This is a genomic window from Gemmatimonadota bacterium, from assembly GCA_021295815.1.
In the GTDB taxonomy this organism is placed as follows: domain Bacteria; phylum Gemmatimonadota; class Gemmatimonadetes; order Longimicrobiales; family Gaopeijiaceae; genus JAGWBQ01.
On sequence record JAGWBQ010000011.1, the window covers coordinates 1 to 23,963 of the forward strand.

18 protein-coding genes are annotated in these 23,963 nt (G+C 67.3%); 14 read left to right on the forward strand and 4 right to left on the reverse strand.

Features of this window, described 5'->3' with window-relative positions; genetic code table 11:
• The first annotated feature begins 357 nt into the window (after positions 1-357).
• Positions 358-726, forward strand: coding sequence for a hypothetical protein (locus J4G12_05920; protein MCE2455344.1), 369 nt, complete (start codon positions 358-360; stop codon positions 724-726).
• Positions 727-865: 139 nt separating this feature from the next.
• A complete protein-coding gene (locus J4G12_05925) occupies positions 866-2,056 on the forward strand; it encodes an Ig-like domain-containing protein (protein MCE2455345.1) in 1,191 nt (396 codons plus the stop codon).
• 112 nt (positions 2,057-2,168) lie between these two features.
• On the opposite strand, the gene dacB is transcribed toward J4G12_05925, so the two are convergent.
• Together dacB and J4G12_05935 are read right to left on the reverse strand one after the other, a co-directional pair.
• Entirely contained in the window at positions 2,169-3,680 is a 1,512-nt protein-coding gene (dacB, locus tag J4G12_05930; GenBank protein MCE2455346.1) for a D-alanyl-D-alanine carboxypeptidase/D-alanyl-D-alanine-endopeptidase, read from the reverse strand.
• A gap of 14 nt (positions 3,681-3,694) precedes the next feature.
• Positions 3,695-4,963, reverse strand: coding sequence for an MFS transporter (locus tag J4G12_05935; GenBank protein ID MCE2455347.1), 1,269 nt, complete (start codon positions 4,961-4,963; stop codon positions 3,695-3,697).
• Between the two features lie 240 nt (positions 4,964-5,203).
• Between J4G12_05935 and J4G12_05940 the strand changes: the two genes are divergently transcribed.
• The 9 genes from J4G12_05940 (at position 5,204) to J4G12_05980 (ending at position 17,201) form a co-directional block, all read left to right on the forward strand.
• The gene (locus tag J4G12_05940; GenBank protein MCE2455348.1) at positions 5,204-6,961 is read left to right on the forward strand and encodes an amidohydrolase; all 1,758 of its coding nucleotides are present in this window, start codon (positions 5,204-5,206) and stop codon (positions 6,959-6,961) included.
• Positions 6,951-8,132 carry a DUF1080 domain-containing protein gene (locus J4G12_05945; GenBank protein MCE2455349.1) on the forward strand — a complete coding sequence of 394 codons (1,182 nt, stop codon included), beginning with the start codon at positions 6,951-6,953 and terminating at the stop codon, positions 8,130-8,132. The genes J4G12_05940 and J4G12_05945 overlap by 11 nt, the downstream gene beginning before the upstream one ends.
• A complete protein-coding gene (locus J4G12_05950; GenBank protein ID MCE2455350.1) occupies positions 8,129-9,673 on the forward strand; it encodes a Gfo/Idh/MocA family oxidoreductase in 1,545 nt (514 codons plus the stop codon). The genes J4G12_05945 and J4G12_05950 overlap by 4 nt, the downstream gene beginning before the upstream one ends.
• A 58-nt stretch (positions 9,674-9,731) precedes the next feature.
• Positions 9,732-10,667, forward strand: a complete 936-nt coding sequence (locus tag J4G12_05955; GenBank protein MCE2455351.1) for a sugar phosphate isomerase/epimerase — start codon at positions 9,732-9,734, stop codon at positions 10,665-10,667.
• Complete coding sequence (locus J4G12_05960; protein MCE2455352.1) at positions 10,552-12,465, forward strand: GMC family oxidoreductase; 1,914 nt, start codon at positions 10,552-10,554, stop codon at positions 12,463-12,465. Before J4G12_05955 ends, J4G12_05960 begins: the two co-directional genes overlap by 116 nt.
• Positions 12,462-13,259 (forward strand): gluconate 2-dehydrogenase subunit 3 family protein, encoded by a 798-nt coding sequence (locus tag J4G12_05965; GenBank protein ID MCE2455353.1) that lies wholly within the window; start codon positions 12,462-12,464, stop codon positions 13,257-13,259. The genes J4G12_05960 and J4G12_05965 overlap by 4 nt, the downstream gene beginning before the upstream one ends.
• Positions 13,256-14,764 (forward strand): MFS transporter, encoded by a 1,509-nt coding sequence (locus tag J4G12_05970; protein ID MCE2455354.1) that lies wholly within the window; start codon positions 13,256-13,258, stop codon positions 14,762-14,764. The genes J4G12_05965 and J4G12_05970 overlap by 4 nt, the downstream gene beginning before the upstream one ends.
• Before the next feature lie 41 nt (positions 14,765-14,805).
• Positions 14,806-16,080: a Gfo/Idh/MocA family oxidoreductase gene (locus J4G12_05975; protein ID MCE2455355.1), complete on the forward strand. Its 1,275-nt coding sequence runs from the start codon at positions 14,806-14,808 to the stop codon at positions 16,078-16,080.
• Positions 16,081-16,184: 104 nt separating this feature from the next.
• Positions 16,185-17,201 carry a sugar phosphate isomerase/epimerase gene (locus J4G12_05980; GenBank protein ID MCE2455356.1) on the forward strand — a complete coding sequence of 339 codons (1,017 nt, stop codon included), beginning with the start codon at positions 16,185-16,187 and terminating at the stop codon, positions 17,199-17,201.
• A 65-nt stretch (positions 17,202-17,266) separates the two neighbouring features.
• Here J4G12_05980 and J4G12_05985 read toward each other — a convergent pair whose 3' ends face one another.
• Together J4G12_05985 and J4G12_05990 are read right to left on the reverse strand one after the other, a co-directional pair.
• The gene (locus J4G12_05985; protein MCE2455357.1) at positions 17,267-18,730 is read right to left on the reverse strand and encodes a multicopper oxidase family protein; all 1,464 of its coding nucleotides are present in this window, start codon (positions 18,728-18,730) and stop codon (positions 17,267-17,269) included.
• Positions 18,630-19,556, reverse strand: coding sequence for a DNA cytosine methyltransferase (locus J4G12_05990; GenBank protein ID MCE2455358.1), 927 nt, complete (start codon positions 19,554-19,556; stop codon positions 18,630-18,632). Before J4G12_05990 ends, J4G12_05985 begins: the two co-directional genes overlap by 101 nt.
• Here J4G12_05990 and J4G12_05995 point away from each other — a divergent pair.
• From J4G12_05995 to J4G12_06005, 3 genes are all read left to right on the forward strand, one after another.
• Complete coding sequence (locus J4G12_05995) at positions 19,500-21,008, forward strand: amidohydrolase family protein (GenBank protein ID MCE2455359.1); 1,509 nt, start codon at positions 19,500-19,502, stop codon at positions 21,006-21,008. The genes J4G12_05990 and J4G12_05995 overlap by 57 nt on opposite strands.
• A 151-nt stretch (positions 21,009-21,159) precedes the next feature.
• The gene (locus J4G12_06000; GenBank protein ID MCE2455360.1) at positions 21,160-21,927 is read left to right on the forward strand and encodes a DUF305 domain-containing protein; all 768 of its coding nucleotides are present in this window, start codon (positions 21,160-21,162) and stop codon (positions 21,925-21,927) included.
• Positions 21,928-21,988: 61 nt separating this feature from the next.
• Positions 21,989-23,950 (forward strand): hypothetical protein, encoded by a 1,962-nt coding sequence (locus tag J4G12_06005; GenBank protein MCE2455361.1) that lies wholly within the window; start codon positions 21,989-21,991, stop codon positions 23,948-23,950.
• Positions 23,951-23,963: the final 13 nt, after the last annotated feature.

Below are 23,963 nucleotides of genomic sequence, written 5' to 3' on the forward strand. Positions count from 1 at the left end.
CCTGTCGAGGGTGAAGGAGATCATGCCCGAGGCCGGAAGAGCGCTCAGCGTCTCCTACCGCGTCGTATTCTGAGCCCCACCCTTCATATAGGACGGTTGACCCGGAACTTCACGATGGGCGCCTCCGTCGCCCGGTGCCCGAAGCGCGGAGATCCATCAGCGTGGCATACAGGGTCGTCTTCTGGAGCGAGCTCCCGGCAGTTGCGGAGACGCTTCGCGACAGGAACGGCCAGAAAACAACATCAACGAGGTAAAGAAAGATGAGACATTCGAGACTGAGACTACCGTTCGCCCTGCTGACCGCAGGCATCCTGGCTCTCTCGGCATGCGAGAGTGCGACCGAACCCGAAGAAGACCATGGGCGTGATGCTGGTGCTGAGCGGCCAGACCATCGCGTCCTACGATGGGCACGACGGTGAGTGGACCGGAGAGCTGGAGGTCGAGCCGGGCGAGGAAACCGCCCACATCAGCGTACGCTTCGTGGACCACGACGGTGCGGCGGTGGAACTGGACGACGACTTCTACCTGGAAGTGGACGTCGAGGACGAATCCGTCGCGGAATTTGAACAGGACACCCCGGGAGAGTTCGGAGGCCACCTGCACGGGCAGGGCGAGGGCGACACCGAGATCACCTTCAGCCTGATGCACGGCGCGGTCGGGTCCGGACACGCGGACTTCGTGACCGCACCACTCCACATTCACGTACACGAGCACGACGACGGCTAGGCAGACTTAGACCGCCGGAGCGGGTACCGGCGGCGAACCACCGATCCGGGGCGCGGGAGCTCCTTCGGCGCGAAGCCGCTGATATGGTGCTGCTCCCGAGGGACTTGCGACGGGGCGGGATTCGGCCCATCGTGAACTCATGCTTCGACCGCCGCGCCCCGATCCGGTAGCCGCCCTCGCTCTCTGCGTCCTTCTCGCCGGCTGCGGCGAGGGCGCCACCGAACCCGTCGCGACCCGAATAGGCGTCTCGCCGGAAGAAGCCCTCCTCGTACGGGCGGGGGACGCCGTCAAGTTCACGGTGAACGCCAGCGACGCCGAGGGGCGCAGGGTCACCGGGGCGGCCGCCTGGGAAGTGGACGATCCCTCCGTCGCGACCGTCACCCAGAACGGGCGGGCCTCGGCGGTCGGCTCCGGCGTCACCACGGTCTCCGCAACCATCGGCGGGTTGACCGGCCGGGCCCGACTCGAGGTGTACATCCCCGAGGTCGTGGAAGAATATCTGCCGGGAGAGGATTACTGGGGCCGACTCGGCTACACCCAGTACGTTCCGGGCCGTCTGCCCCTCGTGCTGTCGGCGGGGCACGGCGGATCCCTTCGCCCGAGCGAGATCGCCACCCGGACCTACGGCACCACCGGGTCCGATCGCAACACGCTCGAGCTCACGCTCACGGTGAGGGCTGCCTTGGTGGAGCTCACCGGTTACGCCCCGCACGTCGTCCTCTCGCACCTCCACCGTTCACGGCTCGACCCGAATCGCGAGATCGTGGAGGCGGCGCAGGGCAACATCTACGCCGAGCATGCGTGGGGGGAGTATCACGAGATGGTCCGGATCGCGCGCAGGCAGGTCGAATTGACGTCGGGTAGCGGGCTCTATCTCGATATGCACGGCCATGCGCACACGATCCAGCGCGTCGAGCTCGGCTACCTCCTGACCTCGGAAGATCTGAACCTCGCCGACGTGAATCTGAACTCGCTTTCCTATGTCGCGCGCTCGAGCATACGCGACCTGGGGCGAGACTCCCCGATCCCCTTTTCGGCGCTGCTCCGGGGGCCGACCTCGCTGGGCGGCTACCTGGAAGCCGAGGGCGTGCGCGTGGTGCCGAGCCCGTCAGACCCGTCCCCCGGCGCCGATCCCTACTGGCGGGGCGGTTACAGCACGCGCATCCACGGCTCGGTCGAGGACGGCGAGGTCGTGAGCGGGGTTCAGCTCGAGCATCACTGGGACGGCCTGCGCGACACCGAAGAAAGCCACGCCACCTACGCCCCGAAGCTCGCCCGTTCGGTGCGGGCCTTCATGCTGGCGCACTACGGATTCTTCGAGCCGGGCTAGAATCGAATCGAATCCCCCATGGCCGACGACCAGCCCGGGAAACGCCGGTCCGGGACGGCTCGACGGTCCACAAGCTGCATCACCGCGCTGGTGTGCGCGCGAACCTCCCGCATCAGTACCGGGCCAGCACCCTGACCACGTCGTCGATCTTTCTCCGCACCTCGTTCGCGGGCATCCCCGACCCGTTCGAGAGGATGGAGAAGACAACCTCCCGTCCGGAAGCGGTCGTCAGGTAGCCCGAGAGGGAGTTGACGTTCGAAATGGTGCCTGTCTTGGCCGCGAGTCGGCCCTCCAGGTCGAGCAGACGCGACTCCAGGGTCGAGTCCTCCTCTCCCGGCGCGGCGAGCGCGTCGTAGAGTTGGGGACCGTAGCTCTCGGCGCGAGTTCGGTTGAGAAGCCGCACCATCCCCATGGGTGAGACGAGATTGTAGGCGGAGAGCCCGGAGCCGTCGTGCGGCGAGAAGTGGGCGGCATCGATCCGCATCTCGTCCGCCAGAAACTCGCGCATCACGCGAACTCCCTCGCGCCAGCTTCCGTCGTCGCCCTTCTCCGCCCCGAGGGTGCGGATGATCTGCTCGGCGATCCAGTTCTGGCTGGCTTCGAGGACCGCCTTCACGAGCTCGGCCATAGGCGGCGATTCGAACGTGACCAGGTGCGAGGCGTTCGCGCATTCCCGGACCGATCCCGAGAGGCAGCCGCGCCCCACGCGCATGCTGTCGACCCAAGCGACCTGCGCAGTGCCCTCGACCGCTATCCCGCGCTCGCGGATCGACCGAGCCAACGCCGCCGTCGCCTGACGGACAGGATCGCGGATGGCGAAGGCGAGGGTGTCCACCTCCCCCCAGGCGATCTCCCCTTCCAGCCTCAGCTTGCGCGATTCCGGCAGGTAGGAGGGGCTGACCCTGGTCCGCTCCCCGGGCCGGACGGTCTCCACCCGGGCTACCACGAAATCCTCGGTTCCTCGCGGACGCCACGAAATGTTCGCAGGTGAACCGACCGCGGGTCCGGCGCTCGCGACGATCCGGATCAGCCCCTCGTCGATGGAAAACGCTCCCCCGGTGGCGCCGTATCCGTAGCGCAGGTCCTCGACCTCCCAGGTGGGTCCGACGCTGGCGGAATCCCAAGCCGAGACGTCCACGAAGATCGAGCCGGTGACGTGACGCAGGCCGGTCGCGTATAGCGAGTCGGCGATGGCGTAGAGAGCGGCTTCGCCCGAGGCCCGGAAGCGATCGGAGAACGACGGATCTCCGGAAGCGATGAGAACGAGATCGCCGTCGAGCGTCTGGCCGAGGCTGGATCCGGTAGCCCACACTTCCGTCCTGTAGCGATGCTCGGTGCCGAGCAACCCGAGAGCCGCCACGGACACCGACACCTTCTGGTTGGAAGCGGGGATGAAGCGGCGGTCGGCGTTGCGGGCGTAAAGCGTACGTTCGGTGCGAACGTCGATCGCGAGGATGCCGAAGTTGACCCCGTCGAGCGGCGGCGTGTCCACGATGGCCTCGATCTCGCGGGCGACGAGCTCGTTGCGAGTCGCCGTCTCCGTCGGATCGGTCCGACCGCCGGGCCCCGATGCGCACCCGGTCGCCGGCAGGAGCGCGGCCGCCAGGAGCGCGCATGTCCTCAACTTCCCATCCAATCTCAGACCCCCACCGCCTCGACACGCGGATCCTTCACGAACCGCAGCAGGAACCCGCCCACGAGGAAGAACCCGGTCAGCAGGAGGAAGCCCGGACGCTGGTTGCCCGCGAACTGAACGGTCAGCCAGCCGAAGAGGGCCGGCCCGAGAACCGAAGAGGTCTTCCCGCAGAGCGCGTAGAATCCGAACATTTCTGCCTCCTTGCCCTTGGGGATGAGCGAGGCCATGAGAGTCCGGCTTGCCGCCTGGGCGGAACCCAGGCCGAGCCCGCCCGCCACCGCGAGTCCGTAGAAAAGAGCGCTGCTCTGGACGAAGTAGCCCGCTACTCCGATGCCGATCCACCAGATCAGAACGAACCTCAGCACAGGTTTGGGGCCGAAACGGTCGGTCGGACGAGCGAGTGCGAACGATCCGACGAGCGCCGAGAACTGGACGATCAGGAAGAGCTCGATCGTTTGGACCTGATTGAAGCCGAAGGTTTCGACGGCGATCACCCCGGCCATGACGATCAGGGTCAGGATGCCGTCGATGTAGAAGAAGTAGGAGATCAGAAACCGCCGCAGATTGGGAAGCCGGCGCACAAGCGCTATCGTCTTCCGGAGGCGTACGATTCCCCCGACCGCCGCCCGGCCGATGCCGATGCCGCCGGCGCGATCCGCCGGGAGGTTCCTGAAGGTGGGGATGGAGAAGAGCAGGAAAAAGGCAGCGACGATGGGCCACACCAGCTCGGTCCGATCCTGCGCGAAGGGCAGCACGAGGACGAGTCCGAGGGCGGAGCCGAGGTAGCCCACGCCGAAGCCGAGCCCGGAGACGAAACCGCGCCTTTCAACGGGAGCGATCTCGGGCAGGTAGGCGTTGTAGAAGATGAGCGAACCCTCGTAACCCACGTTCGCGATCACGAAGAAGCAGAACCCGGCGACGATCATCCCCGGACTCAGCGTGGTCATGGCCAGCACTCCGACCAGGCAGATGCCCACGAAGATGGCCATGAGCCGCTTTCGCACTCCGGCGCCGTCGGCGACCGCCCCGAGCAGCGGCGCGGAGAGCGCGATCAGGAGAGCCGAGGTGGACACCGCCAGTCCCCACCAGGCGTCGCCTCCTCCCTCCCCCGCCAGGTCCCCGACCACGTACCCGGAGTAGAAGATCGGAAAGACCGCCGTGGTCATGACGGCCGGATAGATGGAGTTCGCGAAGTCGTAGAGCGCCCAGGAGAAGACCGTCCTGCGGTGGTAGACGGGCGAGAACGGGGCGTCGGCGCGGAAGGCGCTCATAGCGGATATGGCGGATCACGTGGAAGGAAGAGGGTCCGGCTGAAAAGGCCAAGCTTGCACGGAGCATCGTCTCATGCAAGCTTGGGAGAGGGCTTTCGTAAAATTTATCGGCCACGGAGCCACTCCCCAGGTTGACGATCGTCGTCCCGCTACCTCCCACCCTCACACCCGAGGCCCATGAACCTCACCCCTTCGTCGCTCCCGGCCCTGCGGCCCACGCCTTCGGGCCCACCTCCGCAAATGTCGGACCCGGTCCGAAGCCGTGTGACGGCTGCGCCGCGCACCCCGAAGACCGAGTCGGCCACGGCGCGGCGGGCCGGCGTCGCGGTACTTCTCCTGCTCGCGTCGGGAGCCTGCGCGGCGCCCGAGACCGCCGACCTCGTGCTCACCGGCGGCAAGGTCGTCACCGTCGACGACGCCCTGCCCGAAGCCGAAGCGGTCGCGGTTCGGGGTGACCGCATCGCGGCGGTAGGTAGCGCGGATGAGATCGCGGCCCTGGTCGGCCCGGAGACCGAGGTGATCGAGCTCGACGGCAGGCTGGTCGTCCCCGGCTTCATCGAGGGCCACGGGCACTACATGGCCCTTGGCCGCGCCCGCATGATCCTCGACCTGACCGCAGTCGAGAGCTGGGAGGAGATCGTGGCGATGGTGGGAGCAGCGGCTGAGAACGCCACGCCCGGAACCTGGATCCACGGTCGGGGCTGGCATCAGGAGAAATGGACCTCCGTGCCGGCGGGATCGGTCGAGGGCGTGCCCACCCATCACACGCTCTCGGCGGTATCGCCCGACAACCCCGTCCTCCTCGGCCACGCCAGCGGTCACGCGGCCTTCGCCAACCTCGCGGCGCTGGAGGCCGCCGGAATAGGGCCCGATACACCCGATCCGGCGGGAGGCACCATCGTGCGCGACGCCGACCGCAACGCGACCGGTCTGCTGCGTGAAAACGCGGACGGTCTGGTGGCGCGGGTCGCCGCGGCTGCCGATGAGGCGCGCTCCGAAGAGGAACGTCGGGCCGAGTTCCGCCGCCAAGTCGAGCTCGCGGGGGAAGAAGCGATTCGCAAGGGCGTGACGACCTTCCAGGACGCCGGCGCCGACTTCTCCACCATCGACGGCTTCCGCTCGCTCGCCGACGAGGGGGCGCTGCCCGTCAGGCTCTACGTCATGGTCAGGGCGAGCACCGAAGAGATGCGCGAACGGCTCGCCGAGTACAGGATGGTGGGCTACGGCGACGACTTCCTCACCGTGCGCTCGATCAAGCGGCAGATCGACGGCGCGCTCGGTTCGCACGGCGCTTGGCTGCTCGAACCCTATTTCGACATGCCTACGACGCTCGGTCTCGCGGTGGAAGAACCGGACGACATCGAGGCCACGGCGGCCCTCGCCCTGGAGCACGACTACCAGCTCAACACGCACGCCATCGGCGACCGCGCCAACCGCGAGGTGCTCGACATCTACGAACGGACCTTCGGCTCCGACGGTTCCGGCCTGCGCTGGCGGATCGAGCACGCCCAGCATCTCCATCCCGACGACGTGGGGCGTTTCGCCTCGCTGGGGGTGATCGCCTCCATGCAAGGAGTGCACGCCACCTCGGACGCCCCCTGGATCCCCATCCGGCTGGGCGCCGAGCGCACACGCTCGGGAGCCTACATCTGGCGCGAGCTCCTGAATGCCGGGGTCACCATAAACAACGGCACCGACGTCCCGGTCGAGGACATCTCGCCGATCGCCTCCTTCGCGGCGTCGGTGCACCGGATCGACCGCAACGGCGAGGTCTTCTTCGCCGATCAGCGCATGACCCGCATGGAGGCGCTCAGGAGCTACACCATCAACAACGCCTACGCCGCCTTCGAGGAAGATCTCAAGGGCTCGATCACCCCGGGCAAGCTTGCCGATCTGGTCGTGCTCGACCGCGACATCATGACCGTCCCCCTGGAGGAGATAGCCCGGACCATGGTGGACTACACGATCATCGGCGGGGAGGTACGCCATGCGCGTTGACGCCCTCCGCAAATTGCCGGCGCCGGCGGCTCTGGTGACGATCACCGCAGCTTGCGCCGTCGAGGCGCGCCCGGACTCTGGAGCCGTCGCCGATGCGACACCCCGCAAAGAGGTCATCCAGCCCGAGGGCGTGACCCGGCTGCCCGTCTTCTCTTCGGGCGTCAGAAGCGGCGACCTCATCTTCCTCTCCGGCGCCATCGGCGCTCTGCCCGGGGTCGAGCCGCCCACCCTGGTCGAGGGCGGAATCGGGCCAGAGGCCCGCCAGGCGATGGACAATCTCGGCGCGGTGCTCGAAGCCGCCGACGCGGGCTGGGACGACGTCGTCAAATGCACGGTGTTCCTCGCCGACATGGCCGACTTCGCGGCCTTCAACGAGGTGTACGCCGGCTACTTCACCGGCGACCCGCCTGCGCGCTCGGCGCTCGCCGCCGCAGGACTCGCATTCGACGCCAGAGTCGAGGTGGAGTGCATCGCAGCCGCACCGACCCGCACCGCGCGGCCCCCCGTCGACCGAAGCGTCCCGACCGTCCAGGAAGCCCAGCAGCACAATGTCCTGACCGCCGAGGAAGAGGCGGCGGGCTGGCGGCTACTCTTCGACGGAGGCACGCTCGAGGGCTGGCGACGCTACGACGGCGGCGAGATGACCGACGGCTGGCGGGTGGAGGACGGCGATCTCGTCCACGTGGGGGGCGGCTTCGACATCATCCACGAAGAGCCCTTCGCGGATTTCGAGCTGTCGCTGGAGTGGATGGTCGAGCCGGGCGGCAACAGCGGCATCTTCTACCGGGCCGCCCTCGGCGAGGACGACATCTTCAACACCGCACCCGAGATGCAGGTGCTCGACAACGCCGGGCACGCCGACGGCAGGAACCCGCTCACCAGCGCGGGCGCGAACTACGCCCTGCACGCGCCGAGCGCCGACTTCACCAATCCCGCCGGAGAGTGGAATTCGGTCGGCATCACGGTGGCGGGCAATTCGGTCGAGCACCGGATGAACGGAGAGCTGATCGTCTCCTACGAGCTCGGATCGCCGGAGTGGCGGGATCTGGTGGAAAACAGCAAGTTTGCCGAGTGGCCCAGGTACGGCAAGGCTGCGAGCGGCCACATCGGGCTCCAGGACCACGGCGACGTCGTCCGCTACCGAAACATCAAGGTGAAGGAACTGAGATGACCTCCTCCGAGATCACCCGCCGCGATTTTCTGGCCCGCGGCTCCGCCGTCGCGGCAGGATTCACCGTGGTGCCGTCCAAGGTGCTCGGCGGAAGGCGCCAGGCCCCCAGCGACACCTTGGGATTCGCCGTCGTCGGGGCCGGCGGCATGGGGCGGGAGAACGCCCGCGAACTGGTCCTCTCCGAGCGCCTGGTAGCGGTCTGCGATGTCGATTTCGGCTTCGTCGACAACAAGATCGCCGAACTCGCCGAACGCGACTGGCAACCTGATCCCGGTGAGCAGCGCACGCCCGAAGAAGAGGAACGGGCGGAGAAGAACCGGGCCAAGGACGCGGCTCTCGTCGCCCAGTACGCAGGCGCCCGCAAATACACGGACTACCGCGAGATGTTCGCCGACGACCCCGGCATCGACGCCGTGGTGATCGCGACCCCCGACCACACTCATGCGGTCATCGCCGCCGAGGCCATGCGAGCCGGCAAGCACGTCTACGTTCAAAAGCCTCTCACCCACACGGTCGAGGAGGCCCGCAAGCTCGGCGAGCTCGCCGAGAGCTCCGGGGTGGTGACCCAGATGGGGAACCAGGGTCACTCGTCGGACGACGCTCGCCTCATAAACGAGTGGGTCCAGGCCGGAGTCATCGGTGCGGTGCGGCAGGTTCACATCTGGACCGACCGTCCCATCTGGATGTCGGGGCTGCTCCGCCCGGCGCCGATGCCCGAGGATTTCGATCCTCTCTCGAAGGATCGCTCCTGGTGGCCGGGGACGGTTCGCGACGCCATCTCCTGGGGGCTCTGGGACGACTTCTCCAAGCCGGAGCAGCTCCACTGGGATCTCTTCGTCGGACCGGTCGCGCACGAGGTTCCCTGGCATCCCATGTACCATCCCTTTCACTGGAGGGGATGGGTCGACTTCGGCACCGGGGCGCTCGGCGACATGGGAGCTCACCTCGTCGACCATCCGTTCTGGGCCCTCGACCTGGGCCTGCCCCAGACCGTCGAAGCCACGTCCACGCCCTGGGGAGGCGACGCGAGCGATCCCGTCTCCTTTCCGGTCGCGACCAAGGTGCACTTCACCTTCGCGAGGCGCGGTCTCATGCCTCCCGTGGAAATGCACTGGTACGACGGCGGCCTCATGCCCAGAAGGCCCGAGGAGCTGCCGCCAGAGGTGGAGCTGCCACGCGCAGGGGGCGTGATGTTCGTCGGAGAGCGGGGCCTGCTCCTGCACGAGACCTACGGCAGGAACCCTCGCCTCTTCCCGGAGGGGCTGACCGAGGAAGCGGTATCCGTGCCCGAGAGCTATCCCAGAGTCCCGGACGGCAATCACGAGATGAACTGGGCCGAGGCCTGCAAGGGGAACGGCGAGGCGGTGTGCCAGTTCCCGTACGCCTCCCGCCTGACCGAGACCATGTTGTTGGCAACGGTCGCGCTGCGAGCGGGACAGGGCTTCCGTATGGAGTACGACGCCGAAAACATGCGCGTCACCAACCACGAGAAGGCCAACGAGTATCTGGTGCGCGAGTACAGACAGGGGTGGGCGCTGTGAGTAGAGCGAGTCGAACGACTCGGGCCCCGCGCGTGCAAGCGAATCGAACGGAGGCAAGATGATCGACAGACGCGACTTCCTCGGGCTTGCGAGCGGGGTGGTTCTGCCCGCCGCAGCCGTGTCGGTGACGACCCTTCGGCTCACCGCCGCGGAGAGGACCGCAGGCGACCCGGGCTTTCGCGACCCGACCGCCCGCAACGCAACTCATGGCGGTCCGGCCGCTCGCGACCCGGCGCTCCCGGCAGCCGTCGGCATCCAGCTCTACACGCTGCGCTCGCTGATGAGCGAAGATCCCGTGCCGGTGCTGGCGGAGCTCTCCGCCATCGGCTACGAGGAGGTGGAGCTCGCGGGCGCCTACGGACGCTCCGCCCGAGAGCTGCGCTTCATGCTCGACGACGTCGGCCTCAGGGCCACTTCGGGCCACCAGAGCCTGGAAACGGTACGCACGGGTTGGGACCAGGCGCTCGAAGACGCCCAGGAGTTGGGGCAGCGCCTGATCGTCGTGCCCTCGCTTCCCGGAGACGAGCGCGACGCCGAGGGGCTGAGACGCGTCTCCGACGACTTCAACCGTGCCGGTGAAGCGGCCTCCCGGGCGGGGATCCGTTTCGGATACCACAACCACGACTGGGAGCTGCGGCGGCAGCCGGACGGCCTCGTGCCCATGGACCTTCTGCTCGCCGGGACCGATCCCGCCCTTGTGGACTGGCAGATGGACATCTACTGGATGTTCCACGGAGGCGCGGATCCGGTCGACTACCTCGCCCGCCATCCCGGACGGGTGACGAGCTTCCACGTCAAGGATCGCGACGCGGACGGGGCGATGGTGGACGTGGGCGCCGGCGTGGTCGACTTCACCGAGATATTCCGCGCAGCCGGCGATGGATTCGCCCACGCCTACGTCGAGCACGACTCTCCCCCCGATCCCATGGAAACCGCCAGAACCAGCTTCAGCTCGCTGCGGGCGACGCTCGACAGTATGGGGATGCGGCCGTGAGCAGCATGAGAGTGCGGCCGTGAGGCAGGCTCAGGACTACGATGCCGTAATAGTCGGGTCAGGCGCCGCAGGCGGGATGTGCGCCTACGTTCTCGCGTGTTCCGGACTCAGGGTGCTCATGCTCGAGGCCGGACGCGACTACGATCCGGTGACCGAAACCCCCATGTTCCAGACGCCCGCCGACGCGCCGCTGAGGGGCGCCGGGACTCCGGAAAAGCCTTTCGGATTTTACGACGCCACGGTCGACGGAGGCTGGCAGGTCCCCGGCGAGCCCTACGCGAGCGCACCCGGCACCGACTTCCGGTGGTGGCGGGCCCGAATGCTGGGCGGACGCACCAACCACTGGGGGCGCATTTCCTTGCGCATGGGCGAGTACGACTTCAAGCCGCGCTCGCGGGACGGTCTGGGAGCCGACTGGCCGATGGAGTACGACGACCTCGCGCCCTATTACGACAAGACCGAGGCCCTCATTGGGGTCTACGGCTCCAACGAAGGACTGGAAAACACTCCGAACTCCTCTCCGGGCGTGCTGCTGCCTCCGCCCGCACCGCGCGCCGAGGAGATGCTCGCTCAAGCCCGATGCCGAGAGCTCGGCATCCCCGTCATACCGGCCCATTTGGCGATCCTTACCAGGAGACTCGACGCCGCTCGGATCTCTCGCGAGCTGTGGCCCAACAACGCAACGGCCCGGCGGGTGACCGAGGAGTCGATGAACCGGAGGGCGGCGTGCTACTACGCGACGCCTTGCGGACGCGGCTGCTCGATCAGGGCGAACTTCCAGTCTCCCACCGTCCTGATTCCACCCGCACTGGCGACCGGCAATCTGGACGTGATCACCGACGCGATGGTGCGCGAGGTCACGGTGGGCCCCGACGGAAGAGCCGACGGCGTTCACTACGTCGACAAGACCACGGGGCTCGACGAGCGCGCGACGGGAAGGACGGTGATCCTGGCTGCGAGCGCGTGCGAGACGGCGCGCATACTCCTCAACTCGAAGAGCGGTCTCTTCCCCGACGGGCTGGCCAACGGCAGCGGTCTGGTCGGCAAATACGTCATGGATACGGTGGGCGCGGGCGTAGGTGGGCAGATTCCCGCGCTTGAGAACATGCCGCCGCACAACGCCGACGGCGCGTCGGCCATGCACGTCTACATGCCGTGGTGGCTCTACGGCGAGCAGGCTGCGGGAAGGCTCGATTTCGCGCGCGGCTACCACATCGAGTTCGGCGGCGGACGCAAGATGCCGGGTTTCGGGTTCATGGGCGGACTCGCGGGCTTCACCGACGGAGCCTACGGCCGCCGTTTCAAGGAGGAGTGCCGGCGCTACTACGGATCCTTCATCCGGTTCGACGGGCGCGGCGAGATGATCCCCAACGAAGATTCCTACTGCGAGATCGACCCCGACGGTGTCGACCAGTGGGGCATCCCGACCCTCCGCTTCCACTGGAAGTGGTCGGACCACGAGCTCAACCAGGCTCGCCACATGCAGCGTACGTTCGCCTCCGTCATCGAAGCGATGGGAGGACGGGTCACCAGTTCCGTACACGACGACGGAGCTCGCGCGATCGCCGCGCCCGGCGTCATCATTCACGAGGTCGGCGGCGCCCGCATGGGTGCGGACCCGTCGGAGTCGGTGGTCAACGAGTTCTGCCAGTCGTGGGAGGTCGACAACCTCTTCGTGACCGACGGCGCCTGCTTCGTCTCCAACGCCGACAAGAACCCGACCCTGTCGATCATGGCGGTCGCCTGGCGAGCGTCCGAGTACATCGCGAGCGAAATGACCGCGAGGAGCATCCGATGACCGAGCTTCCGGTCAGAACGAACCCCGAGGACGCCCCGGGAGGCAAGCGCACCGACGAGGCCGAATCCGCCTGCTCGGCTCCGAACGCGGTGGATCGCCGTCACGCCATCAAGATCATGGCCCTCGCGGCCGCGACCCCAGGTCTTGCGAGCTGCACCGTGGACGGCGGCAACGGAAGCGAAGGCGGAGGCGATCCCGTCACGGACGGAGGAGACGTCGTCGCCGATACCCCGAACCCGGCGTCCAACCCGAAGGCGCGGGGAGACGCCTGGGACCCCGACCTGATCGACCCGGTCATCCCTTGGGATCTCGAGCTCGAGGACGACGAACTCGCCTCGCTCGCGGTTCTCTGCGACCTCATCCTGCCCGCCGATGAACGCTCGCCCTCGGCGAGCTCGCTCGGCGCGCACGACTTCATCAACGAGTGGGTCTCCGCGCCCTACGAGGGGAACGGCGACGATCTCGTCCTGGTCCGCGGCGGGCTGCGCTGGCTCGATCGCGAATCGACGCGCAGATTCGGCGACCCCTCCCGCCCCGGCTCGGGACCGCGCTTCCGCGATCTCCCGATCGAGCGACGGACCGCCATCTGCGACGACATCTGCTACGCGGAGACCGCCCCGCCCGGCTTCGAATTCGCGGCCCGCTTCTTCGACCGGGTCCGCTTCCTCGCCTCGACAGCCTTCTGGACCACTCCGGAAGGGATGGACGATCTCCAATACGTGGGCAACGTGCCCATCCCGACCTGGGATCCGCCCCCGGACGAGGTCCTGCGTCACATCGGACTGCTCCCATGAACCTTTCCTCCCCCGCCTCGCCCGCCCCCGACGCCGCCCGTCTATTTAGAGGAAGCTGCGTAGCCCTCATCTCCACCTCGGTGGCGTTCGTGACTGTCAGCGCGATCATGTTCGAGCTCACCCGGGAATTCGGGCTGTCGGTCGGAACCGTCGGCTGGATAGGCGGCGCGGCGATCTGGGGCTTCGCGCTCTCGCAGGTGGTCTTCGCTCCGCTCGCGGACAAGTGGGGGATGCGCACCCTCCTGCGCATGGCCTTCGTCGGCCACATTCTGGGCACGCTCGTCATGATCTCGGCGGTCTGGTTCGCCGGTGCGCCCACTCTGCCGCTCTTCGTCGGCGCGCTCTTTCTCGCGATGGCGAACGGCCTTGTGGAGGCGGCCTGCAATCCCCTCGTGGCCGCACTCTATCCCGACGACAAGACGGTCAGGCTCAATCGATTCCACGTCTGGTTCCCCGGCGGCATCGTGCTGGGCGGCCTGGCGGCCTACGGCATCGATCAGCTCGGAGCCTTCGACCAGACCTGGCACGTCAAGCTCGCCCTGATCCTCGTCCCGACCTTCGTCTACGGCCACCTGCTCTGGCGAGAGCCCTTCCCCGCCACCGAGGGCGTGCGTTCCGGGATCTCGATGGGAGAGATGTTCAAGGCGACCTTCACCTCCCCGCTAATGTGGGTGCTGCTGGTCGCGATGGCGATGACCGCGTCGGTGGAACTGGGGCCGGGCCGGTGGATTCCGGCGTTCCTGGAGGCGGGCGGCATGGAGGGGATCCTGGTTCTGGTCTGGATCAACGGTCTCATGGCCGTTCTTCGCTCGACCGCGGGCACGTTCGTCCGTCGACTCTCGCCTACCGGGGTGCTGCTCGCGTCGGCGGCGCTCTCCGGTCTGGGTCTGCTCGCGCTCAGCCGGTTCACCGACACCTTCGCCGTCTTCTTCGCGGCGACCGTCTTCGCGTTCGGCGTCTGCTACTTCTGGCCCACCATGCTTGGTGTGGTCTCCGAGCGGGTGCCCCGGAGCGGTGCCCTGGGGCTGGGGCTCATGGGCACCGTGGGGATGGCGGTGGTCGGGCTGGTGACCACGCCTCAGATGGGACGCGTGTCCGACCAGGTGGGCCACGACGAGCTTCCGGTGGTCGAAACGGCGTCGTTGCTCGGTGAGGTCGAGACGGTGTTCGCGGGCCGGGCCAACGCCGATCCGGCGGTCGCGGCGGCTGACGGCGTGCTGGACGAGTACCGGAGTTCGGGCGAACTCCCGCCGGTGGAGACCGCCCAGGCCCTGCGAGTCGTCATCAATGTCGGCGGGACCGCGACCGGCGACGACGCCGGCTCGTTGGTCGAGCTTTCGGATCGGGCCGGAGCGTTGCTCGGGCCGGCCGAGGCTGTGGGAGGTCGGGCCGCATTTCTCTTCCTGCTGCCGCTCTGCGGGGCGCTCGTGCTGATCTTCGGCGGTCTCTACCTGCGCGATCGGGCCGCAGGCGGCTATCGACGAGAAAAGCTCGAGGCCGCATAGAACTAGCCGCACAACCCATGCGCCGCCGATTGCGCTACGGGATGGTGGGAGGCGGTCCCGGAGCTTTCATCGGGAGCGTTCACCGGATGGCGCTCGCCCTCGACGGCGGCTTCGAGCTGGCCGCCGGAGCGTTTTCCGCCTCTTCCGAACGTTCGAGGGCAGCTGGCGCCGAGCTCGGTCTCGCAAGGGAACGGACCTACGCGAGCTTCACCGAGATGGCGGAGGCGGAAGCCGGGTCCGACTCCGAACGGCGCATCGACCTTGCGGTGATCGTAACCCCGAATCACCTCCACACCGCCGCAGCGGCCGCGTTCCTGGAGCGGGGCGTCGCGGTCGCCTGCGACAAGCCGCTCGCCACCCGACTCGAGGACGCGGAGAAGCTCGTGAAGCTGGCGGCGGGCAGGCGACGGTACGGAGATCCCGCACCTGATCCGACCTCACCAGGTGCACGTTCGCTTCCTCTCGGGATGGTCACGTACAACTACTCCGGTTATCCGATGGTGAAGGAGGCTCGCGCGCTCGTCCGCACCGGGCGGATCGGCGAGGTGCGCAAGGTGATCGTCGAGTACGTCCAGGGTTGGCTCGCCAACCTGCTCGAGGCACCCGAAAACGCCGGCGAGCCCGGGTTCAAGCAGGCCGAATGGCGCTCAGACCCCACGCGCGGCGGCCCTTCGCCCGTGCTCGGGGACATCGGCACGCACGCCCATCACCTGCTCCGCTACGTCACCGGCCTCGAACCCGAACGGATCTTCGCCAAGCTGAGCGCGCAGGTGCCCGGCCGGCTGGTGCACGACGACGCCACCGTTCTCCTCGAACTCGCGGGCGGAGCTACCGGCCTGCTCCACGCTTCCCAGGTGGCCACCGGTGAACGCAATCACCTGCGGATCCGCGTCTACGGGAGCGAGGGCGGGATCGACTGGCGCCAGGAGACCCCCGAAGAGCTGCGCCTGCTGAAGCCGGACGGGTCGACGACCGTGCTTCACCGGGCCGCCGGCGCTACCTCCCCGGCAGCGGGACGGGCCTCGCGGCTGCCCGGCGGACATCCCGAGGGTTTCATCGAGGGTTTCGCCAACCTTTACGCGGCGTTCGGCGCAGACCTGCGGCGTGACCGCACGGCACCGGAGAACTCGTCACCAGACGAGCGCCGGTCCGACGAAGAGACCGACTATCCCACCTTCGAGGACGGCGCGGCCGGAGTGCGCTTCGTGGAGCAAGCCGTGGAGAGCGCCGAGAGCGGCAATTGGGTGGACGCGGGGGCCGTTTTCCCGGACGGACCGACGGACAGGTCGCCGGACACCAGCAGGGATTCGCCGTAATGGTCCGCAGCGGAGTACCGGCCGAGACTCCTGAGCGAGCGCGGCGTCCGCCCATCGAGCATGCCTAGGTCGCAACCCCGGCCACCTTCACCTAACAGTCCGCCATGTCCAATCGACCCCGCTCCCGCCGCCCCGTCACCCTTTTCACAGGTCAGTGGGCCGACCTGTCGCTCGCCAAGCTGGCGCCGATGGCCGCATCATGGGGATTCGACGGACTCGAACTCGCCTGCTGGGGAGACCATGTGGATGTCGAGCGCGCCGCTGCGGATTCCGACTACTGCGAGGAGAAGCGCGACCTGCTCCGGTCCTGCGGCCTCGGGCTGTGGGCCATCGGGAATCACCTGGTCGGACAGGCCGTATGCGATCCGTTGGACGACCGCCACCGCAGCATCCTCCCGCCCCGGGTCTGGGGCGGCGGCGATCCTAGCGGCGTGCGCGACCGCGCGATCCGAGAAATGAAGCTCACCGCCCGGGCCGCCGCCAACCTGGGTGTGAAGGTGGTCACCGGATTCACGGGCTCCCCGATCTGGCACCTCCTCTACTCCTTTCCGCCGGTTCCCGGCGCCACGATCGAGGAAGGCTTCCGGGAGTTCGCCCGTCTGTGGCGGCCCATCCTCGACGAGTTCGAGGAGTGCGATGTCGCCTTTGCGCTGGAAGTGCATCCGACCGAGATCGCATTCGACTCGGTCACCGCCGCAAGAGCTCTCGATCACCTCGACCACCACGCGGCCTTCCGTTTCAACTTCGACCCGAGTCATCTCGCCTACCAGGGCGTGGACCCTGCCGATTTCGTCCTCCGCTTCGGCGATCGGATCAGCCACGTGCATGTGAAGGACGTCTGGTGGTCGGACGCTCCCGGCAAGAGCGGGGTCTTCGGCGGCCACCTTCCCTTCGGCCATCGTGATCGCCACTGGGACTTCCGTTCGCCGGGCCGAGGCAAGGTCGACTTCGAGGAGATTTTCCGCGCCCTTCACCGGGTCGGTTACGAGGGACCGCTTTCCGTCGAGTGGGAGGACTCCCTCATGGACAGGGAGCACGGCGCCGCCGAGGCGCTTCGCTTCGTGCGCGACCTCGATTTTCCGGGGTCCGACGTGGCTTTCGACGACGCCTTCAGCGGTTAGCGGTCCGCGGACAAAGCCTCCCGCGGTCTTCGAGCGAGTTTCGCCACGGGCCGTCAGGGTCCGCGCTAACGCTCGACCGTGAACGAGAACATCATGCCGGCGCTCAGGTGTTCGGCGATGTGGCAGTGGGCCATCCACTCACCGGGATTCGACATCTCGACCAGAAAGTCGGCGGTGCTGCCCACAGGCACTATCGCAGTGTCCTTCCAAACCAGATTCTCGCTGCGCGCGCCGTCCATCTCCAGCACCAGAAAGCGTTGTCCGTGAATGTGGATCGGATGATTCATCGGGTGGAACGAGTCCGGCGAGTTGAAGACGCGCACCTTGACGACGTCTCCCACGCGGAAACGCCAGTCGATCTCCTCGTTCTCCGCCCCCGTGCGTCTGTCCCGGAGGATCCACTCGACCTCGTTTCCGCTCGCGAGCCAGTTCATCATCGGCATACCGTCGTTCCATTCGATGGGCGGGAAGTAGATGGTGTCCGCCTCCATGGAAAGGACGATCGACGGGTGGAGCCCCCTGACGCGGACCGTGGCCTCGAGCTCGTGGTCCGGCTCGCGGTCGAAATGTTGGCTGAACTCTTCGATCTCCCGGATCACGTCGGAATGGACGCGCAGAACATCGAAGGCGGCTCCGGCCTGCGTAACGGTTTCCGCCGGGTTCACCTGCACGCGGACGAGGGTGTCGATCCGGGGATAGAACTCCCCCCGAAAGTGGTTGATCGCCTGGATGGTGTTGGCGATCGCGGTCTCGCCGGGAATATCGAAACGCACATCGACCACGTAACGCTCCGCGGGCGCGACGACCACCGAGCCCACCCGCTGCTCGCGCTCGAAGCGTCCGACGTCGGAGGCGACGAGCTTCACGGGATTCCCTCCGAAGGTCACGTTGAACGTGCGTGAATTGGCGACGTTGGTGACGTAGAAGCGCACCACCTCTCCCTGAGTCGCCGTCAACCTGCTCTCGGTCTCACCGTTCACCATGAACACGTTGCCGAAACGTCCCATCAGGGCATGGGTCGGCGCGCCGAGCCCCCACGGAATCGGTCCCTGCGCGTCCATGAGAATGTCGTCGAGTACGAGGAGTTCCTCGCGGTCGGCGGGACCGTAGTGGTCCGGATCAGGGTGGTCGACCAGGAGATTCCCGAAGAGCCCGAGGTCCTGCTGCACGTCTTCCCGGACGTGAGGGTGGTACCAGAAGATGCCCGCATCGGGCACGTGCACCTCGTAGGTGAAGCTCTCGCCGGGGAGAATGGCTTCCTGGGTGGTGCCGGGAACGCCGTCGAAACGGTTCTCCAGGCGGACGCCGTGCCAATGGATGGTGGTGGGAAGCTCGATCTCGTTAGTTACCCGAGCCACGACGGTCGCACCCTTCGGCGCACGGATCAGAGGACCGGGATATTGACCGTTGTAGCCGTACATGATCATCTCATGGCCCGCGAGCGTCCGACGCACGAGCGAGACCGAGATCGCGATCGTGTCTCCGTCGGCGAGCGAGACGAGCTCGGAAGGCCGTGCTTCCGGGAACATCCCCGGCTCCATGCCGCCTCCGGGCATAAAGGCGGCGGTGCTGGGCAGAGCGCTTGCCAAACCGGGAAGCATGGGCATATTGGGGTCCATCGGGACCATGCGCCAGCCGCCACCCATGGGCTGCATGCGAACCATGTCGTGGTGAGCCTGAGGCGCGAGCGGCGCTGCCGCGACTGCCGCCGCGAGGATGGTCGCGAGCAGTCCTACTGCTAGGGTAGTCGAAGGTGCGGAGTTCCGTGGGCAGGCACACGAGAAACGCTCGTTCGCGGCGTTGAGGCAGACCATAGTCAGGAGCTTTCAGGACCCTCGCATGCATGCGGTAGCCGAGCGCTCCGAAATCGGTCGAGCCGGTTGCCGGCGTTATCGAGCGGGAGCTGTCTCTGACCGAGAGCGGAAGCTCGTTCGACGGGGCTTCGGATGGGTTCCCTCCTTCGTCCTTGAATCGACTCGAACCAACATAACCCCTCCCGCTTGCGTCACGCAGCCGGAACGTCAAGTATTCGGCATGGTCCTCTTGTCCTCGGTAAAGCCTGCGACGACGGTGCGGCGGGTCGTCGCCCCGGTCGCAATGCGTATCGGCTGCGCGCTTCTCGCTGCGCTCTCGATCGGTGCCCGGCCCGCTCCGGCAGGAACGCAGGAGTTCGACCTGGTCATCCGCGGCGGAATGGTTCTGGACGGCACCGGCAATCCGGCGTTCCGAGCCGACCTCGGCGTCATCGGGGACGAGATCGCGGCGCTTCGCCTCCTCCCCGGCGCTTCGGCCCTGCGAGTGATCGACGCCTCCGGACTCCACGTCGCGCCCGGCTTCATAGACATGCACTCGCATGCCGACCGGTTCTTCGCCGACACCATCCTTGCCGGCCGCCAGGCCCGCAACCTCGTCATGCAGGGCATCACCACCTCGGTGTTCGGCCCCGACGGCAGGAACCGGGCGTGGCCGATCTCGGCCGAAGCCGAGCTCTTCCGCACTCCCGGCGTCGCCACCAACGTCGTGCCCATGGTCGGCCACGGTCATGTGCGCGGACTGGTCATGGGCGCGGACTACGAACGTCCTGCCACTCCGGGAGAGGTCGAACGCATGGCGGCGCTCGTCAGGTCGGGGATGGAGGACGGCGCATGGGGGCTGGGCGCCGGGCCGGAGTACCGTCCGGGAAGGTTCAGCACGCGGGAGGAGCTCATCGCCCTCGCCAAGGTCGTCGCCGACTACGACGGCTTCTACTACGCCCACCAGCGGAGCCAGTCTCCGCTCCCACTCTGGCAGCTTCCTTCCATCGTGGAGGAGCAGCCGCTCACAGGCACCGACGGCATGCGCGAGACCATTGAAATCGGTCGGGCCACCGGGATCAGGGTGGTGGGCACGCACATCAAGGCCAAGGGCACCGACACCTGGGGACACTCCTCCACCGACATCCTCCTCATCCGGGAGGCTCGCCGGGCCGGAGTCCAAGTCTACCTCGACCAGTACCCCTACGAGACCTTCGGCGGAGGACCGGTCGGGGTGATTCCGGCCTGGGGCTACGCCAAGCCGGGCACCGATCGCACCGGCGGCAACGACTCTCCCCTCTGGCGAGACGACAGCATAATGGCGGACCCTCTCGGCAACCTGCGGGCCAACCTCGCCGACCCCGAGCTCCGTCGCGAGCTGGAGATCGACACCGATTACACGCTTCGACTCCAGGGCGGGGCCGAAAGGCACATCGTGGTCGTCGCCCCCGATTTCCCCGAGGCCGTCGGGCGCACCCTCGTGGAGCTGGCGGAGGAGGCCGGTCGCACACCCTTCGAACAGCTCGTCCACTTCGCGCTCGAGGCCGGTGAGGACGCTCCGAGGGGCGGCGCGCGCTTCCGCCCGGTCGCTGGACACGCCACCGACGTGGCGGCCTACATGCGGCAGGAGTACACCGCTACCTCGACCGACGGCTTCGTCTCGCTCGCGACGAGTCCCGGCCAGCACCCTCGCAGCTACGGCGCCTTCCCGCGCAAGATCGGCCACTACGCTCGCGATCTGGGGGTGATCTCGCTCCCGTTCGCTGTCCGGTCCTCCACCGGGCTTCCCGCCCAGATCATTGGGCTTCGGGACCGCGGCCACGTTCGCGTCGGACAAAAGGCCGATCTCGTCGTCTTCGACTACGAGACGATCTCGGGCCCCGCCACCATTCTCCGGCCCGACCTCCCTCCCACCGGCGTGGAGTACGTGCTGGTGAACGGGGAGTTCACGGTCGACGGAGGAGAGACCACCGGCGCGCTCCCCGGCCGGGTGCTGGATCGACGGGAGCGGTAGCTGGGGAAACAGCGCACGCCCGAGCACCGGGCGTCGAAGCGGATCCGACAGCGTGCAGAAGCTATCTTACAAGGGGCACCGTCCCCTGCGGTCCCCCGACGTCCCGGCAACTTCAGGGGAAGAAAATAGCAACGACAACCCCGGACGCATCATGGTCGCATCCCGTTCCCTCGCCGCCGCGCTTCTCGTCTTCACGGTCGGATGCGGCAGCTCCGGGCCTCGTCCTGCCGCACCCGCAGCTCCCGCCGCGCCGGCAGCCGAGGCCGAACCTGCCGAGCCTGCGGCTCCCACCAAGCCTGCCCCACCGGGCGCGGCTCGACCCCGACCCGAGGCGACCAGACCGTCGCAGGAGACCATAGACAGGCTCGAAGCGATCTACGCCGCCCGCACCGACAGCATTCGCCAGCGGTACCACCCGGCCGATGCCGCGTTCATGAGCGGGATGATCGGCCACCACGCGCAGGCGCTCGTAATGTCGGCCTTGGCGCCCACGAACGGCGCGAGCCGGCCCGTCCAGACCATGAGCGCCCGCATCATCAACGCCCAGAACGACGAAATCACGGTGATGCAGCGCTGGCTGCGCGATCGCGACCTCCCGGTGGTGGAGTTCGAGATACGCGACGGTCACCTCATGCTGAGCGGCGACGAGCACCATCACCACATGCCCGGCATGCTTTCGGACGAGCAACTCGAAGAGCTGCGCAACGCTCGCGGCACCGAATTCGACAGGCTCTTCCTCACGTACATGATTCAACACCACGAGGGGGCCGTCACCATGGTGCACGACCTCTTCGAGACCGACGGAGCCGCCCAGGGCGACTTCGTATTCAAGCTCGCCTCCGACATCCAGGCGGATCAGGGAAGTGAGATCGACCGCATGCAGCGCATGCTGGACGCCATGAACCTCGACCGAATTTAACCTGGCAGTCCGCACGGACTGCTGGACTCCCAGCCGTAGCACCCGAACCGGACCGCAGAACATGACCCTACGTCGACGCGCACTCTCCCTCCTCCTCCCGGGCGTCCTGGCCTTCTCGGCCGCCGACGCGGCCGCCCAGGTACGCCCCAAAGCCCCCCATCCCGACCCCCGGGTGGGACTCTCCGCCGGCATGTTCGACGCCGGCGAGGCCATCTGGAACATGCGTCTGGTCTCGCAGACGCCTCCGCCTGAGCCCTTCATCGGCTCCACGAACTCAGACCTGGCCTTCACCGGAAACTACGCCATCCAGGGCAACTACGACGGCATCCAGGTCTGGGACATCTCCGATCCGGCCAACCCGGTCTCCGTAGTGACCTACGTATGCCCGGCTTCGCAGAGCGACGTGTCCGTTCACAAGCACCTGCTCTTCGTCTCGGGCGAAGGTACGAGCGGTCGGCTCGACTGCAGCGACGAAGGCGTACAGGAAACGGTCAGCCACCACCGTCTGCGCGGCATCCGCATCTTCGACATCTCCGACATCGCCACCCCGGAATACGTCGCCAACGTGCAGACCTGCCGCGGCTCGCACACTCATACGGTCCTCGAGCATCCCGGCGACGAGGAGAACGTCTACATCTACGTGTCGGGATCGTCTTTCGTCCGTCCCGCCGAGGAGCTTCCGGGCTGTTCCGGACTCTCGCCTGACGAGGATCCCAACTCGGCCCTCTTCCGCATCGAGGTCATCAAGGTCCCCGTCGACAACCCGGCGGAGGCGGCGATCGTGAGCTCTCCCAGAATCTTCCAGGACCTGGTGGCGCCCGAACGGCACGGCCTCTCGGCCGCCGACATCGCTCAGAACGCCACCGAGGTCGCCGAAGCGCGGGCTGCGGGCGGCTTCATTCTGGAAACTCCCGACGGGCCCGTGGTCCTTCCCGGCAGGATGGTGGCTGGGGCGCTCGAACAGATGGTCTCCGAGCGCGGCGGAGAAGGAGCGCCCACGGCCGAAGACACCGCCGCTCTACGCGCGATTCTGGATCAGCAGGCGGCGGACTTGGCCATGCGGGCGGAGACGGAGGAAGAGATGGAAGGTCCCAGACCCGGCCCGAGCCAGTGCCACGATATCACCGTTTATCCGGCCATCGGACTCGCCGGCGGCGCCTGCGGCGGCTACGGCCTCCTCCTCGACATCTCGGACCCCGAAAACCCGACTCGAGTGGCGGCGGTCGCCGATTCGAATTTCTCCTACTGGCACTCGGCCACCTTCAACAACGACGGCACCGCCATCCTTTTCACCGACGAGTGGGGCGGCGGCGGCGCACCCAAGTGCCGCTCGGGAGATCCGATGGAATGGGGAGCGGACGCCATCTTCACCATTGACGGCCAGGACCTCGACTTCCAGAGCTACTTCAAGCTGCCGGCTCCCCAGACCAGCCAGGAAAACTGCGTCGCGCACAACGGCTCGCTCATTCCGGTGCCGGGTCGCGACATCATGGTCCAGGGCTGGTACCAGGGCGGCATCTCGGTCGTCGATTGGACCGATCCGACCGACCCGGTCGAGATCGCGTTCCACGACCGCGGCCCGCTGAACGCCGAGGTGATGGAGATGGCGGGAAGCTGGTCCGTCTACTGGTACAACGGCGTGATCGTGAACTCCGAGATCGCCCGCGGCCTCGACATTCTGGAGCTCGAAGCCAGCGACGTCCTGACTCAGAACGAGATCGACGCCGCCAGCTCGGTCCGGCTCGACCAGTTGAACTCGCAGGGCCAGCCCGTGCTCGAGTGGCCGGCGACCTTCGCTCTGGCGCGCGCCTACACCGACCAGTTGGAGAGGTCGCGCGGTCTTTCGCCGACGCAGATCGGCGAGGTGCGCGAGATGCTCGCCGCAGCCGAAGCCGCCGGAGCGGAGCGGAACGACATGTTCGACCGGCTTCTCGAAATGCTTGAAGAAAGCATGGCCGACTCCTGGGACGGTGAAAAGCTCGAGATGCTCCGCGACAGCGTTCGGAGACTCATGGCAGACTGACCCGACATCCTTC

Bases quoted from the DNA above. Each gene is read 5' to 3' on its own strand.
- J4G12_05920 (MCE2455344.1), top strand. From the start codon at position 358: ATGGGCGTGATGCTGGTGCTGAGCGGCCAGACCATCGCGTCCTACGAT.
- J4G12_05925 (MCE2455345.1), top strand. From the start codon at position 866: ATGCTTCGACCGCCGCGCCCCGATCCGGTAGCCGCCCTCGCTCTCTGC.
- J4G12_05935 (MCE2455347.1), bottom strand. From the start codon at position 4,963: ATGAGCGCCTTCCGCGCCGACGCCCCGTTCTCGCCCGTCTACCACCGC.
- J4G12_05940 (MCE2455348.1), top strand. From the start codon at position 5,204: ATGTCGGACCCGGTCCGAAGCCGTGTGACGGCTGCGCCGCGCACCCCG.
- J4G12_05945 (MCE2455349.1), top strand. From the start codon at position 6,951: ATGCGCGTTGACGCCCTCCGCAAATTGCCGGCGCCGGCGGCTCTGGTG.
- J4G12_05950 (MCE2455350.1), top strand. From the start codon at position 8,129: ATGACCTCCTCCGAGATCACCCGCCGCGATTTTCTGGCCCGCGGCTCC.
- J4G12_05955 (MCE2455351.1), top strand. From the start codon at position 9,732: ATGATCGACAGACGCGACTTCCTCGGGCTTGCGAGCGGGGTGGTTCTG.
- J4G12_05960 (MCE2455352.1), top strand. From the start codon at position 10,552: ATGGATTCGCCCACGCCTACGTCGAGCACGACTCTCCCCCCGATCCCA.
- J4G12_05965 (MCE2455353.1), top strand. From the start codon at position 12,462: ATGACCGAGCTTCCGGTCAGAACGAACCCCGAGGACGCCCCGGGAGGC.
- J4G12_05970 (MCE2455354.1), top strand. From the start codon at position 13,256: ATGAACCTTTCCTCCCCCGCCTCGCCCGCCCCCGACGCCGCCCGTCTA.
- J4G12_05975 (MCE2455355.1), top strand. From the start codon at position 14,806: ATGGTGGGAGGCGGTCCCGGAGCTTTCATCGGGAGCGTTCACCGGATG.
- J4G12_05980 (MCE2455356.1), top strand. From the start codon at position 16,185: ATGTCCAATCGACCCCGCTCCCGCCGCCCCGTCACCCTTTTCACAGGT.
- J4G12_05985 (MCE2455357.1), bottom strand. From the start codon at position 18,730: ATGTTCCCGGAAGCACGGCCTTCCGAGCTCGTCTCGCTCGCCGACGGA.
- J4G12_05990 (MCE2455358.1), bottom strand. From the start codon at position 19,556: ATGCGAGTGCATGTCTATGAAGCCGGGCGCGACGTGGAGTCCGGAGGC.
- J4G12_06000 (MCE2455360.1), top strand. From the start codon at position 21,160: ATGGTCGCATCCCGTTCCCTCGCCGCCGCGCTTCTCGTCTTCACGGTC.
- J4G12_06005 (MCE2455361.1), top strand. From the start codon at position 21,989: ATGACCCTACGTCGACGCGCACTCTCCCTCCTCCTCCCGGGCGTCCTG.